This is a genomic window from Pseudomonas syringae group sp. J248-6, from assembly GCF_032586995.1.
In the GTDB taxonomy this organism is placed as follows: Bacteria; Pseudomonadota; Gammaproteobacteria; order Pseudomonadales; family Pseudomonadaceae; genus Aquipseudomonas; species Aquipseudomonas amygdali.
Window position 1 is genome coordinate 241,043 of the sequence record NZ_JAWHOP010000001.1, and the last position, 14,099, is coordinate 255,141.

General features: G+C 60.0%; 15 protein-coding genes. 4 read left to right on the forward strand and 11 right to left on the reverse strand.

The annotated features are described in order from the left end of the window. Window positions 1-4 precede the first annotated feature (4 nt). The 9 genes from RYC17_RS00590 to nac all read right to left on the reverse strand — a co-directional run bounded on the left by RYC17_RS00590 (window position 5) and on the right by nac (window position 7,400). Complete coding sequence (locus RYC17_RS00590) at window positions 5-706, reverse strand: amino acid ABC transporter permease (RefSeq protein WP_316902150.1); 702 nt, start codon at window positions 704-706, stop codon at window positions 5-7. A gap of 121 nt (window positions 707-827) precedes the next feature. Next, window positions 828-1,580 (reverse strand): SDR family oxidoreductase, encoded by a 753-nt coding sequence (locus RYC17_RS00595; protein WP_005731845.1) that lies wholly within the window; start codon window positions 1,578-1,580, stop codon window positions 828-830. 127 nt (window positions 1,581-1,707) lie between these two features. Further along, on the reverse strand, window positions 1,708-2,478 hold the full coding sequence (locus RYC17_RS00600) for a 5-oxoprolinase subunit PxpA (protein WP_316902152.1): 771 nt from the start codon (window positions 2,476-2,478) through the stop codon (window positions 1,708-1,710). Window positions 2,479-2,482: 4 nt separating this feature from the next. Continuing rightward, window positions 2,483-2,890, reverse strand: a complete 408-nt coding sequence (locus tag RYC17_RS00605; protein WP_058402882.1) for a biotin/lipoyl-containing protein — start codon at window positions 2,888-2,890, stop codon at window positions 2,483-2,485. Continuing rightward, complete coding sequence (locus tag RYC17_RS00610; protein WP_058402881.1) at window positions 2,890-3,861, reverse strand: biotin-dependent carboxyltransferase family protein; 972 nt, start codon at window positions 3,859-3,861, stop codon at window positions 2,890-2,892. Before RYC17_RS00610 ends, RYC17_RS00605 begins: the two co-directional genes overlap by 1 nt. After that, on the reverse strand, window positions 3,858-4,523 hold the full coding sequence (gene pxpB / locus RYC17_RS00615) for a 5-oxoprolinase subunit PxpB (protein ID WP_316902155.1): 666 nt from the start codon (window positions 4,521-4,523) through the stop codon (window positions 3,858-3,860). The genes RYC17_RS00610 and pxpB overlap by 4 nt, the downstream gene beginning before the upstream one ends. Next, the gene (gene accC, locus RYC17_RS00620) at window positions 4,520-5,872 is read right to left on the reverse strand and encodes an acetyl-CoA carboxylase biotin carboxylase subunit (protein WP_316902157.1); all 1,353 of its coding nucleotides are present in this window, start codon (window positions 5,870-5,872) and stop codon (window positions 4,520-4,522) included. The genes pxpB and accC overlap by 4 nt, the downstream gene beginning before the upstream one ends. A 54-nt stretch (window positions 5,873-5,926) precedes the next feature. Next, on the reverse strand, window positions 5,927-6,373 hold the full coding sequence (locus RYC17_RS00625) for an acetyl-CoA carboxylase biotin carboxyl carrier protein subunit (RefSeq protein WP_316902159.1): 447 nt from the start codon (window positions 6,371-6,373) through the stop codon (window positions 5,927-5,929). 115 nt (window positions 6,374-6,488) lie between these two features. Beyond that, window positions 6,489-7,400, reverse strand: a complete 912-nt coding sequence (gene nac / locus RYC17_RS00630; protein ID WP_316902161.1) for a nitrogen assimilation transcriptional regulator NAC — start codon at window positions 7,398-7,400, stop codon at window positions 6,489-6,491. A 276-nt stretch (window positions 7,401-7,676) separates the two neighbouring features. On the opposite strand from nac, the gene RYC17_RS00635 reads away from it, so the two are divergent. From RYC17_RS00635 to RYC17_RS00650, 4 genes are all read left to right on the forward strand, one after another. Next, window positions 7,677-8,885 carry an aspartate transaminase gene (locus RYC17_RS00635; RefSeq protein WP_316902163.1) on the forward strand — a complete coding sequence of 403 codons (1,209 nt, stop codon included), beginning with the start codon at window positions 7,677-7,679 and terminating at the stop codon, window positions 8,883-8,885. After that, entirely contained in the window at window positions 8,857-10,455 is a 1,599-nt protein-coding gene (locus tag RYC17_RS00640) for an MFS transporter (protein ID WP_316902391.1), read from the forward strand. Before RYC17_RS00635 ends, RYC17_RS00640 begins: the two co-directional genes overlap by 29 nt. Before the next feature lie 72 nt (window positions 10,456-10,527). Next, window positions 10,528-11,859, forward strand: a complete 1,332-nt coding sequence (locus RYC17_RS00645; protein ID WP_316902165.1) for an OprD family porin — start codon at window positions 10,528-10,530, stop codon at window positions 11,857-11,859. 126 nt (window positions 11,860-11,985) lie between these two features. Next, a complete protein-coding gene (locus tag RYC17_RS00650; protein WP_316902167.1) occupies window positions 11,986-12,459 on the forward strand; it encodes a hypothetical protein in 474 nt (157 codons plus the stop codon). Window positions 12,460-12,555: 96 nt separating this feature from the next. Here RYC17_RS00650 and RYC17_RS00655 read toward each other — a convergent pair whose 3' ends face one another. Beyond that, the gene (locus tag RYC17_RS00655; RefSeq protein WP_122281004.1) at window positions 12,556-12,864 is read right to left on the reverse strand and encodes a putative quinol monooxygenase; all 309 of its coding nucleotides are present in this window, start codon (window positions 12,862-12,864) and stop codon (window positions 12,556-12,558) included. Window positions 12,865-12,890: 26 nt separating this feature from the next. Continuing rightward, complete coding sequence (locus RYC17_RS00660) at window positions 12,891-14,075, reverse strand: L-dopachrome tautomerase-related protein (protein WP_316902169.1); 1,185 nt, start codon at window positions 14,073-14,075, stop codon at window positions 12,891-12,893. Between the last annotated feature and the right edge of the window lie 24 nt (window positions 14,076-14,099).

A 14,099-nucleotide genomic window follows, 5' to 3' on the forward strand; every position in this document is an offset into this window, starting at 1 on the left:
CCGCCTACCTCGCCATGGCTTTGCTGAAATGCCGGGCCAGCAACGCACCCAGGCCCATCAGCATCAGTGAAATGGCCAGGTAGACCACGGTTGCGACCAGATACGCCTCGAAGGTGCGAAAGGTGTAGTTCTCGACCTCGCGAGTGGCATAGGTCAGCTCGACGACGCCGATGGCCATGACCAGGCTGGTGTTCTTGAACAGCAGCACCGTGTGATTGATCAATGACGGCAGGCAGTTGCGAACGCCTTGCGGCAGGATCACGTAACGCATCGAACGCACATAACCCAGGCCCAATGCGCGCGATGCTTCGACTTGCCCGGCCGGAATGGCGCGCAAGCCGCTGCGGATGTCCTCACTGAAGTAAGCCGCCTGGCACAGCCCCAGCGCGATCACCGAAAAAAGGTACTCGGTGCTGTAGTTGGCCAGCCAGAGCTGCGTGTTTTCGGACAGCAGCGTGGGAATGCCGAAATACCAGAGCATCAGTTGCACCAGCGTCGGCACATTGCGGTGATAGGACACATAACCCGCCACCAGGCGCTCGGCGTACTTGTTGCCGGTCAGGCGAATCGACACCAGCAGCAAGGCCACCGCCATGGCCATGCACCAGGCAACAAACGCCAGTTGCAGGGTTGTCTCTATGCCCTTGACGATCAGCTCGGCGTACTCGCCCTGCAGGATCGCTGAAAGATCGAATTTACTCGTCATGGTTGTTCCCATAGACATTCAGCCAGGGCAGAAGCAAGGCACCAGGGGTACTGGTGCGGGTGTCGCGTGGCGGCTGGTGCCGCTCTCGTGATGGGTACAGCGCTTGCAGCGAGGCGCAGTCTCAGCCTTCATAGTCCTGCGGGCGCGCGGTCGACAGCCCGCCGGGTACCTGTAGCGTAGGGGTGATTTCCATATGGCCGATGTTGACCGCGATGGGCGCAGCGATCACGTAGGCGATTGCATCGGCAATGTCCTTGGCCACAGGCAGCTCATAGCCCTCGATGAAGCGTTTGCGCACTTCCTCGGAATCGCCATGCACATGGGCAAAAATATCCGTGGCCACACGCCCCGGGCAGATTTCCGTCACCCGCACGCGCTTGCCGAACGCATCGATACGTAGCTGGCGAGAAAGCATGCTCACGGCAGCCTTGGTGGCGTGGTACGTCGAGTTGCCGCCGAAGTTGTAGGCGGCGGCAATCGAGCTGATGTTGATGATGTGCCCGCTGTCACGCTCGACCATACCCGGCAACGAAAGCCTGGCGATCTGCAATACCGCGCGCAGATTCACATCGACCAGCAGATCAATCCCTTCTGCGTCGGCCTTGAGCAGCGAACCGGGCCGGTCGACTCCGGCATTGTTGACCACAACATCGAACTGATGGGCCTGGAACAATGCGGTCAGACCGGCCAGATCAGTCACGTCGATAGCATGCGCGATGCAGCCGGTGCGCTGCGCCAGTGCCGCCAGCTTGTCTGCACTGCGCGCCAGCGCATGAACCTGCAGACCTTCGGCACACAGCCGTTCGACGACGGCTTCGCCAATGCCGGAAGAAGCGCCGGTCACCAGCGCAGTTTTGTAATCGGAAAAAGGCATGTCGGGGTTTCCTTGAATAAGCGTCGATCAGCCGCTTGGCTGTTAATGCTGATCGCCTTGTACTGGACTTTAACGAGCGTCATGGGCAGCGACCAAGACACAATGGTTTTGTGGCAATAAGCTGCGCTTATGACCCGAGCAGCTGTGAAACCGGGGTGATGACACCGCCCTGCTCTTCGATGCTCTGGCGAATGCTGCGCGCAAGCTCCACCGCCCCCGGCGTGTCGCCATGCAACAGGATTGATTGGGCATTGACCGCCACGCGCTTGCCGCCCAGGGTCGTAACCGTACCGTCCTGCAACAGTTGCGCAACCCTGGCGCGGACCTGCTGTGGGTCCTTGATCACCGCCCCGGCAATGCCACGCGGCACCAGCAGGCAGTTTTCGTCGTAGGCACGGTCGGCCAGAAACGTGGTCGCGACTCTCAGGCCGCACGCTTCGGCGGCCTGTTCGATGGCCGTGCTGCTGGATGAACTGATGATCATCTGCGCATCGAAACTGGCGACCGCCTTGGCCAGCGGCCTGGCCAGTTCGGCATCGGCCGCGGCCATATTACCCAGCGCGCCGTGGAAGCTCATGTGCGTCACGCGGTAACCGGCAGCGGCTGCAATGCCTGCCAGAGCGCCCAGCTGATACAACACCATGCTGCACAACTCGTTGAGTTCGATGTTCATTCTGCGCCGCCCGAACCCCTGCAGATCAGGAAAACCGACATGTGCGCCGAGATCGATGCCCAAGGCTTTGGCGCGGTGCACGGTGTTGTTCATGATCAATGGATCACCGGCATGAAAACCACAGGCCACGTTGGCCGAGGAGATCAGTTGCATCAGGGCCTCATCCTCACCCATGGTCCAGGGGCCGAAGCCCTCACCCAGATCGGCGTTCAGATCGATGCGCATCGTGTCACTCCTCCAGTTCTACCAGCGGCTGGCCGTAACCGACCCGTTCATGCTCGGCAGCCAGGAAACGCGTCACACGACCTGCCTGCTGGCTGCGCACCGGCAGATAAAGCAGGCCGATGCGCAACAGGCCCAGCAATTGCCCGGCTGCAACGGTGTCGCCGGGTTTTACGTAGCTGTTTTTTTCGTCGGGATGTCTCGATACAAAAACGCCGGGGTTATCCGCAGCTATTACAAGCGCAGTGGCTGGCGGCTGTTCGACTGCGACGTCCAGGTCAGCTCGCGATGCATGGCTATCCGCACGTATACCGCGTCGGATCAACAACTCGAACCCTGGTCCTTTCAGTTCAAGAACCGTGAGCCCGGCATCACGAATCCAGCCTGCCAGTTGGCGAATTTCATTGATGTTCATCAGCAATTTCCTTGCAGGCCGCGCAGCGCAAGCAAGCGCCGGGCGTCTTCGATGAAGGCGTGATTGGTGTCCAGTGCCTCGACGGCCTCCTTGTAACTGCATTGCACGAAGCGCACCTTGCTGCCAATGGGGGCCTGACCGAGACGCCACAGGTCGGCTTCGATAACCGTGGCAAACTTTGGATAGCCGCCGCTGGGCTGGGCATCGCGCATCTGCACTATCGGCTGGCCGCCGTGGGGCACCTGAATCACGCCAGGCACAATGCCGTGAGAGCGGATTTCCAGCGCCTCCCGTGGCAGCAAGGGCGTCCCCTCCATGCGGTAACCGTAGCGATTGCTTTGCGTGGTGATTTTCCATTCGCCGGCAAAAAATGTTTGTTGGGCTTCAACGCTGAAGCAGTCGAACTCGGCGGCAGGCAGTACGCGTATGGCCGGTAGCTCGTCGATAATCAACGGCAAGGCCGCCGCAGCAGATTGCAGACCAAAATCACCGGCGCGCGGTTGATTCGCCGCACCGGCAGGAATCAGATCGCCCTGCTGCAAGGCGCGGCCCTGCCAGCCGCCAAATGCACCGCGCAATTGCGTGCTGCGCGAGCCCAATACCTGCGGCACATCCACACCGCCCGCCAGGCATAAATAGGCGCGACTGCCCGTCGTTGGGTAACTCAGCTTCAACACCTGATTCTTGCGCGCCTGAGCGACCCAGTTACCCGGCAGTCGCTCGCCATCCAGCCGTGCAGAACAGGCAGCACCGGTGATAGCAAAAGTGCAGTCCTCGACAAAACGCACTTCGAACGGGAACAGTGGAATTTCGATGCCTGCCGCGTCTTCGTCGTTGCCCAACAACAAATTGCCGAGCCGCAACGACAGCGTATCCATTGCGCCGGAGGTGCCGACGCCGTAGCCCAGGCTGCCATGCCGGCCCAAGTCCTGGACCGTCGCCAGTGCGGTGGCGCTGATAACTTCGATCATCGAATGATCCTCTCGATACGCAAGCGCAGTTGATCGCCGGGCTGCAACAGCGCCGGAGGGTTCTGATCAGCGTCGAAAAACACCATTTCCGTGCGCCCTATCGTGTTCCAGCCACTGGGACCAGCCGAAGCGGAGATACCCGTCTGCACGCCGCCGATGGAAACCGAGCCGGCACCGATATCGAGTACCGGCACTTTGCGCCGAGGCGTCGCCAGACGCTGATCCATGCCGCCCAGATAGCAATAGCCGGGGTGGCTGCCCAAGGCATACACCGGGTAAAGCGGTTCGCAGTGCAGATTGGCGATGGTCTCGATGTCCAGTCCGGTATGGGCGATGACATCGGCCATGTGCGGTCCGCCGTCGCCGCCATACACCACCGGCAATTCGATGATCCGGCCTTGCAACGGCAGCGGCTGGCATTGCTCCCAGGCCTCCAGCAAGCGGGTTTTCAGCCCGGCGAGATCGCGTGGCGGCGCTACGAAGGTCAGCATCAGGTTGTTCATGCCCGGCACCGCTTCGCGCACCTGCGGCCAGTCTTTGCTCAGGCTGGCCAGTGCCCATATGCGTTGCTGCGCTGCCAGCTCAAGCTCGCCGGGTGCTTCGAACAGCAAGGCGGTGGTTCCCAGCAAAGTGATTCGTGGCGGCAACTGCTGGAGGGTCATGGCTGGCTCCTTGTCTGTAACCAGCGCTCCAGGTGGTGAATGTCCATGCCACCCTTGCAGAACACCGGGTCCTGCAAAATGTCGCGATGCAGCGCGATGTTGGTAGAGATTCCCTCAACGTGCATTTCGCTCAGCGCCAGGCGCATACGTGCCAAGGCCTCATCGCGACTGGCACCGTGGGTGATGACTTTCGCCACCATCGAATCGTAATAAGGCGGAACGCGATAACCGTGGCTCACATGCGAGTCGACCCGTACGCCAAGACCACCTGGAATCTCCCAGCGAGTAACCTGCCCCGGCGTCGGCATGAAGCTGCGTGGGTCCTCGGCGTTGATCCGGCATTCCAGCGAGTGGCCCGACACGCTGACGTCGGCCTGGCTGAAACTCAGGCGCTCGCCCATGGCCATGCGAATCTGCTGCTGAACGATGTCGATTCCGGAAGTCATTTCCGTGACCGGGTGCTCGACCTGTAGGCGAGTATTCATTTCGATGAAATAGAACTCGTCGTTTTCAAACAGGAATTCGAACGTGCCTACGCCCTGATAACCGATCTGCCGGCAGGCCAGTGCGCAACGTTCGCCCACTCCGGCCATGAGTGCCGGGGCGATGCCCGGTGCAGGCGCCTCTTCAAGCACCTTCTGATGTCGCCGCTGCATCGAGCAATCCCGCGAGCCGAGCCAGACGGCATTGCCATAGGCATCGCACAGCACCTGGATTTCGACATGGCGAGGCTGACCCAGAAACTTCTCGATATACAACTCGGGATTACCGAAGGCCCGGCGGGCTTCTTCGCTGGTCAGCGCAATTGCATCGAGCAATTGCTGCTCTTCCTGAACCACGCGCATGCCCCGTCCGCCGCCACCGCCAGCGGCCTTGACGATGACCGGGTAACCGATGTCACGGGCAATTTTCAGGATGCCTTGCGGATCGGCAGGCATGCTGGTGTCCGGGCCCGGTACGCACGGCACGCCGGCCTCACGCATTGCTCGCTTGGCCGCGACCTTGTCGCCCATCACCCGAATGCAGGCGGCACTGGGGCCGATGAAAGTCAGGCCAGCGTGTTCAATGCGCTCGGCGAACGCGGCGTTTTCAGACAGAAACCCGTAACCGGGATGGATAGCCTGAGCGCCGGTCAACTGCGCGGCGTAAAGCACGGCAGCCTGATTCAGATAACTCTGCCCCGGCGCGGCCGGACCTATGCACAGTGACTCATCGGCCTGCCGTACATAGCTGGCATCGCGATCCGCTTCGGAATAGACCGCCACCGTGCGCAGGCCCAGGCCTTTGCAGGCGCGCTGTATACGCAGGGCAATTTCGCCGCGGTTGGCGATCAACACTTTATCGAACATCAAAAACCCCTGATCTGTGAACCCGGAAGGCAGCCGCACGGCCACCCAAGACCTTCAACCGATGCTGAACAGCGCTTGTCCGGCCTGAACTTCTTCGCCATTGGCAACCAGAATGGCGGTCACTACCCCTGCGTTTTCAGCCGTCACCGGATGAAACATCTTCATGGCTTCAACCACTGCCAGGGTCTGCCCCACGTCGACTGACGTGCCGACTTCAACAAAGGGTGGCTGGTCGGGCGCCGGGGTCAGGTGCAAGACCCCGTACAGCGAGGCGCAGGCCTGTGCCGCTTGCGCATCGGTAGTTGCACTTGCCTGAGGGGAAGAAACAGCTTGGCTTGCAGGCGCTTTCAGCGACTTCGATGCAGAGAGACTGACGCCGCTGGCGGCCTGAACCGACTCACGCAGCAAACGCAACTGCGTATCGCCTTCACACAGGCTGAGTTCACTCAGGTCCGATTCGGCCATCAGGTCGATAAGTGCTTTGATACGTTCCGGTTTCATGCAAGAGCCCTTGCCTGGCAAAAGAAATGTGGCTGAGGGCAATGTAACGAGAGCGGTTTTCGACCGCCAAGACGGTTTGACTGTGGGGTGATAAGCACCCCTTATGACGCCGGGATTACTGTGTACGGCGATTGCCGCGCATCTCTGCGACCAGCTCCAGAAGGATGGCCTTGACCGCCTGGGCCGGAACCGAAAGCGGCAAGTGGCCTGACAGGCACAGGGCCAGCGGCGCTTCGATCTCGGGTTCGATGATCCGGCTCAGGTTGACCGCATGCGTATCGGCGAGCACCCGCGCAGCCGACTCGGGAAGAATGGTCGAGCCGAATCGATCCGCCACTGCGGCGGCCAGAGTCGTCGATGATTCGACTTCTGCCACCACCCGGGCACTGCGCTCGATGCGCACAAATGCCTCGTCCACCAGACGGCGGATGGTGTTGTAGGTGCGCGGTAACAGCAGGTCGATATCGGCCAGCTCGGCGAGCGCTATTTCCTCGCAGCCCTGAAGCGTGTCCTGGGCGCTGACCAGATACAGTTGCTCGCGAATCAACGGCACAAAACTCAGGCCATGCACCTCGCGCCCGCCATAAAGAACGGCCATGTCCATGCGCCCGTTCATGATCAGTTCGCTCAGCGTGGTGCCAAAGTTCTCGTTGAGGTACAGCAGAATGCCCGGATGACGCTCGCGCACCCGTTTGAGCAACGGCAGCGACAAGGTTGACGCAGCAGTGCCCGGGGCCAGCCCTACCGACACCGGCCCCGACAACGCCAGGCCGCTGGCGTTGACATCACTTTGCGCCTGCTCGCACTGACGCAGGATGACCTGAGCATGGCCATACAAAACCTTGCCCGCCTCGGTCGGGGTAACGCCGCGCTTGGTGCGGATCAGCAACTGCTGCTGCAACTCGGCTTCCAGCGTCACCAGTTGCTGGCTTAACGCAGGTTGCGCGATGTGCAGTACATCGGCGGCCTGGGTCAGGCTGCCGATGTCGACAATTTTCACAAAGTATTTCAAGCGGCGAAGGTTCAAGGTGCTGCACTCCAGAGTCACGACCCCGATGCTTCAGCAAGACACAGGCCAGCTCTGAAAAAACCAGACATAAGCAATTGCTATGTCAGCAACTGCAGAGCGTGTTCGCAACGCACGAATGCCCCCGCAGGCATTGCTCGCCCGCTTTTGGTGCAGCATTGGTTCATCTGCGGTCATAAGCGCTGCCTATCAACCCAGAACAAACTCGTCTTATGGCCTGCCGTCTGCAGGCTCGTAACGTATTCCCCGTCAAGGCCATCAACGAGGAATGCCAACGTGACCGCATCTCGCATCGCTGCCCGCGTGCTCCGCATCAAACCATCGCCCAGCAGCGCTGCTGCCGATCGGGCCAATGAACTGCGGCGCGCAGGCAAGTCGATCATCAATCTGGTGGTTGGCGAACCCGACTTCGATACGCCTGCCCACATTCGTCAGGCCGCCTCTGCCGCCATCGAAAACGGTGAAACCCGCTACACGCTCAATGCGGGTACTGCAGCGCTGCGCGACGCGATTGTGGCCAAACTCCAGCGCGAAAACGGCCTGACCTACGCCCCCGGCCAGATCGTAGTCACCAGCGGTGCCAAGGCTGCGATCTTCAATGCCTTCGCAGCGACGCTGGGCATTGACGACGAAGTGCTGATCCCCGCGCCGTACTGGGTGTCGTACCCGGACATGGTGCTGGCCTGCGATGGTCGCCCGGTGACCTTACCGTGCCCCGAAGACAATCAGTTCAAGCTCACCGCCGAGCAACTACGCCACGCAATCACGCCGCGTACCCGCTGGCTGCTGCTCAATTCGCCGAGCAATCCGACCGGCGCTACCTACAGCGCAACTGAATGGCGGGCACTGGCCGACGTGCTGCTCGACTACCCGAACGTGCTGGTCATGACCGATGATATTTACGAGCACATTCGCTATGACGACACCCCGCTCAGCCATCTGCTGACTGTCGAACCGGCGCTGCGCGAGCGTGTGCTGATCATCAACGGCGTATCGAAAACCTACGCCATGACCGGTTGGCGCATCGGCTATGCCGCAGGCCCCAGCGATATCATCAACGCAATGGCCACCCTGCAATCGCAATCCACCAGCAACGCCTGCTCGGTGAGCCAGGCCGCCGCAGTGGCGGCCCTCAATGGCGACCAGTCGTTTGTCGGCGAGAGCGTCAAGGTCTACAAACAGCGCCGCGACCGCTGCCTGGAGTTGATCAACGCAATTGACGGCCTGAGTTGCATCCAGCCACAAGGCGCGTTTTATCTCTACGTCAATTGCGTAGCGCTGATCGGCAAAACCACCCCGTCAGGCTCGGTACTGGAAGCCGACACCGATGTGGTCCTGTACCTGCTGGAGAGCCAAGGCGTGGCGGTTGTCGCAGGCACTGCGTATGGCCTGGCACCGTTTTTTCGGATGTCCACGGCGACTGCCCTGGAAACCCTTGAAACCGGTTGCACACGCATTGCGACTGCTGTCGCTGCGTTGCGCTGAGCGCCTCGCCATGACCACGCCGAGCCACCCGGCCCTGACCTTCAGACAGGCCCTGCTGGCCATGCTCGGCATTTCACTGGTGCTGATGCTGTCCGCACTCGACCAGACGGTGATCGGCAACGCATTGCCAAGCATCGTCGCGGAACTCGATGGTTTCGAGCTGTATGCCTGGGTCGCCACCGGCTACCTGCTGGCGTCCATTGTGACCATTCCGATCTTTGGCCGACTGGGCGATTTCTACGGGCGCAAACCATTCGTGCTGGCCGCCACGGTCATTTTCACCCTCGCTTCGCTGGTCTGCGCGCTGGCCGACAGCATGTTGGTGCTGGTCATTGGCCGGGCGCTGCAAGGCGTCGGTGGCGGGATGCTGATCGGTACGGCATTTGCCTGTGTGCCGGAGCTGTTTCCCGACACCCGTCAGCGGCTGCGCTGGCAGGTGCTGCTGAGTGCCATGTTCAGCGTGGTCAATGCCATCGGCCCAGGGTTGGGCGGTTACCTGTCCGGCGAGTTCGGCTGGCGTTCGGTGTTCTGGCTGAACCTGCCGCTGGGCGTGATTGCGTTGTTTTTTGCCTGGCGCTTTTTACCCTGGTATCGCCCGCCAACAGCCGGTGCGATCAGGCTCGACTGGATCGGCGCAGTGTTGATTGTCCTGAGCCTGGGCAGCCTGCAATTGTTCGTTGAATGGCTCGGTCAGCGCTCTCTGGCGATCAGCCTGCTGTGCGGCGCTATCACCGTTATTGCCATGACCGGACTTTGGTTCAGGGAGCGCCGTTGCGCATTTGCCTTGCTGCCGGCCGGGCTGTTTGCCAATCGCAGCATCCGCCTGCTGTTCATCATGTCGCTGCTGGCCGGTGCGATCATGTTCACCCTGCTGTTCTACCTGCCGCTGCTGTTGCAGGGCAGCTACGGCTACTCGCCGCAGGACGCCGGGCTGCTGCTGACACCACTGGCCCTGAGTATCACTCTGGGCGCAATCGTCAACAGTCGCATCGTCACGCGCCTGGCAAACCCCAACTGGTTACCGATTGGCGGATTCATTGCCTTGTCGATTGCCTGCATCACGTTGGCACTGGTCGGACTGCACGCCGGCTTCACGACCTTGCTGGGTCTGATTCTGCTGGCGGGGCTGGGTCTGGGGTTCATTCTGCTCAACCTCACTGTATTCACCCAGACGCTTGCCGAGCGGCAGTTTCTCGGTATCGCCACAGCACTCACTCAATCGTTGCGACTGGTTGGCGGCTTGCTGGGCACTGCCGCAATGGGTGTGCTGGTCAAGTTGCTGTACGTCGCCAATCTGCAACATGCACTGGCCTCGGCAGGCCAGATGCAGGCACTAGCGCGTCTGGCCGACCCTCAGGTCCTGCTGCAGCACATGCCCACAGATATCGACACCACGTTGCAGCTGGCTCGCACTGCCCTCGCCCATGCAGTCGGTACGGGGCTGTTGATCTGCGCCGCACTGGGCGTACTCGCACTGGTGGTTCTTTGCCGTTTACCTCGCGTCGCGCTGTATCAAGCGCCTCGCACAACGACACCTGAAACGGATTCAGCTGCAAAACACGCCTCTTAAAACAACAAGAAACCTGACTGCCGCCCGACCCTGCCTCTCACAACACTTAATGACAGCATGAGGATGAACCCGATGGAGCGTATCAATCGCGCCACCCCTTTCGTTGCGGGCTTTTGTGGCCTGCTGATCGCGCAGCAGAGCTTCGGCGAAGGTTTTCTGGAAGACAGCAAGGCCAGCATTCTGGCGCGCAACTTCTTCAGCAACGCAGACAACCGCAGCGGTGCTGCTGACCCGAACTACACGCAGGAGTGGGGCCAGGGCTTCATGCTCAACTACCAGTCCGGCTACACGCCCGGCACCGTCGGCTTTGGTGTCGATGCGCTGGGCCAGTTGGGCATTCGTCTGGACTCGGGCAAGGGCCGCCACTACAACCCGCAAAGTACCGCATTCAATGGCAACATATTCCCGACTGACAGCGACGGCCGCGCGGTCGATGAGTTCAGCAGCCTGGGCGCGACGCTCAAGGCACGCGTTTCAAAAACCGAGTTGAAGTACGGCACGCTGGTGCCGATGCTTCCGGTGGTCATGTCCACTGATCGCATGCTGCAACAGACTTTTCGCGGCGGGCAGATCCAGTCGAAAGACCTGAGTGATTTCACCTTCACTGCCGGGCAACTGGAACATGTAATGGGCCGCGGTTCGACCAACCAGATGGGCATGTCGATTCCGGGTGCCAATAACCCGCTGACCGGCGAATTCGTCAACAAGTTCTACTACGCAGGCGTCGATTACAAACCGACCAAAGACCTGACCTTGCAGTATTACTACGGCAACCTGGAAAACTTCTACAAACAGAACTTTCTCGGACTGAAATACGACATGCAACTCGGTCCGGGCACCCTGCGCACCGACCTGCGCCACTTCGACAACCGCTCGGACGGCGCCAACGGTCACGATCCATCGTTCTACACGGTGGGTTATTACGGTAACGGCGTTACCAAGGGTGAAGTCGACAGCCGCCTGTCCAGCGCTCAGTTCACCTACCTCATCGACGGTCATACCTTGGCTGCCGGTTATCAGGCAGTGACCGGTGACAGCGACGCGGTATGGTTGAATCAGGGCGATGGATCAACCGCTTACTTCATGACCGAATCCATGATCGGCAAGTTCCAGCGCGCCGGAGAACGCACCTGGCAGGTCCGTTACGGCTATGACTTCGCCAGGCTTGGCGTTCCCGGGCTGAACTTCCTGGCCATGTATGAAAGCGGTTCGAACATCCAGACATCCGACGGCGACAAGAAGGAATGGGAACGCAACGTGACCCTGAGTTACGTGGTGCAGTCCGGCCCGGCGAAAAACCTCAGCGTTGCACTGCGCCATGCGCAACTTCGTACCGAGTTTGCCAGCCAGCGTGATGCCGATGAGCACCGGATCATTGTCAGCTATCCGATCAATATCTTTTAAAACCCGAGTGGGTGGCAGATACGGGGTGTATCTGCTGCCTGAGGGTTGGTTGACGGCGTGCACAAGCGCTCGTGCTGGTCACAACATTCGTTATAACCTTTGCACCTTGCAGAGGAAGCGAAAACAATGGATAAAAAGATCCCGAACCCCCCCACCGACCACGACCGCCCCACTGTCTTACTGGTTGTTGAAACCGATCCTGGCAAGCCTGAAGTCATCGGTGGCCCCGCTACGCCGTTAAAAGCAACTCATCCGAACTTCAATGACACACCAGCAGACCTTTACCCCGTAATGGAAAACCAGACGGGCATGCCTTTCAGCTCGTTCTATCGAAGCAGATACATCGGTTTTGCGTCCATCGCAGTTGTTGTGATCGGCATCGGTTTCGCCCTCTTTTTCCTAAGCCTGCAAAGTGACTGGTTTCAGGTGAAGAAAGTGCTGGCGATTACTGTGCTGTGGTTCGCCAACCTGATCTCGACAGTGCTCAATGCAGCCTACTGGTTTATTCGCAGAGGCCCGAAGTGGCTGACAGTATTGCTAGGCATTCAACTGATAATAGTGATGTCCGGGGTATTGTCTGCCTTGATCAATGACGGATGATGATACCTGTCTCTTGAGAGAGGGTGCCCATCATGGGTTAGAGCGTGTTTGGGGTAGCCGTACAGGGGCTCGAACGTGCCGAGCCCCTTATCCAGATCAGCCAGACACCTGATCCAGAAATATCAGCTGCGGTGGCTCTGCCAGCCACTCGCCGCTTGCAGCTGCAAACTGTTGGTAATGCGGCGTGGCAACGTGCGCATCCAGTGCTGCCTGATCCTTGAAGCATTCACGCATGTAAAACGTGCCGTGCTCATCGCGCGCCTCGAACAGTGTGTACTCGATATTGCCCGGCTCTGATCGGGACGGTTCCACCAGTGCTGATAATGCTTCTTTCAATGCGGACTCTTTGCCCACAACGGCTTTCAGAACGGCGATCAAGGCCAACGGCTTTGCAGGTGTATTCATTATCAATGCTCCGGTATTCAATTCGATCAATGAGTGGGTGCAGGCGCAGCGTCGACTTTCACGCGTAGCAGGCTATAAGGTTTTGCACGCTTGTCGTGGCCCGAATTGAAACCGGCCTGACGGTGCAATTGGTTGACGATGAAATACAGGTAGCCATCCGGACCGATAGACAACGTATCAGGCCACAGCATGCGAGGATCGTGCGCCACGGTTTGCCATACACCGCTCGGCAGGCGTTTGCGAATTGCATTGTGCTCGTAGTCACCTGCATACACAGCACCGTCTGCATCAGCCTCAAGACCATCGGAGGCGCCCTTTTCACCGAGGTCCTCAACAGCCGCGGCCAGTTGCTGCTCACTTACACCGCTGTCGTTCAACAGCTCGGTAGCGACGGAGTACAGGTGGCGGCTGGACAGTGGCGAGAAATAAAGCGTTTTGCCATCGGCCGACAGCGCAATGCCGTCTGCGGCTACGTGAACCGGTTTGCGCGATCCGTCCGGGCCATCACCCAGCACCGGCACGCCCTCGACCACGGGCACGAAAGCCGGGTCGGCAGACGTCGACTTCGCGCCGCTCAGGCGCCGTACGGCATGCCCACTGGCAATGTCCATGACAATGATTGCACCCGGACCGCTTACCGAAGAGTCAGTCACATAGACAGTCCCCTGCGATCCTTTGCGGAAGTCGAAGCGCATATCGTTGACATAAGTGCTGGGCAATATGACGTTATCCGGAAACACCAGCCGCTTGACGATTCGGTTGGTGGCCAGGTCTACCGCAACCAGCTTGGCACCACCCGGACGCGGAGCAGCAAACTGCGGTGCGGCAGTGTCCAGAAGCCAGACGCGTCCTTTGCCGTCGGCCACCACACTCTGCACGCTGATCAGCCCGTCGCCGGGGTCATTCGGATTCTCGCGGTTGACCGCCAGATCCGGGTAGGCAACCACTTTGCCATCACGAATCTCGCCCACCGTAAAAGGCACCTTGTCGCCCCAACGAGGGAAGTTGACGAAAATTCGCCCGGCTTCAGTAACTGTCACACCGGTAGGCATCGCATCGTAAAAGGCATGCACCTGTTCAAGCTTGCCTACCGGTCTGTCGGCAGGGGCGCTTGCAGGGAGCCCGGTGATGGTCGCGCCGTAGGCCAGGGAGGTGGTGAGTGTGGCGGCGGACAGGATGGCCAGTGCTGCGCAAATTGATTTTCGATGCATGGTGCTCTCCTGATGGAACAGCCA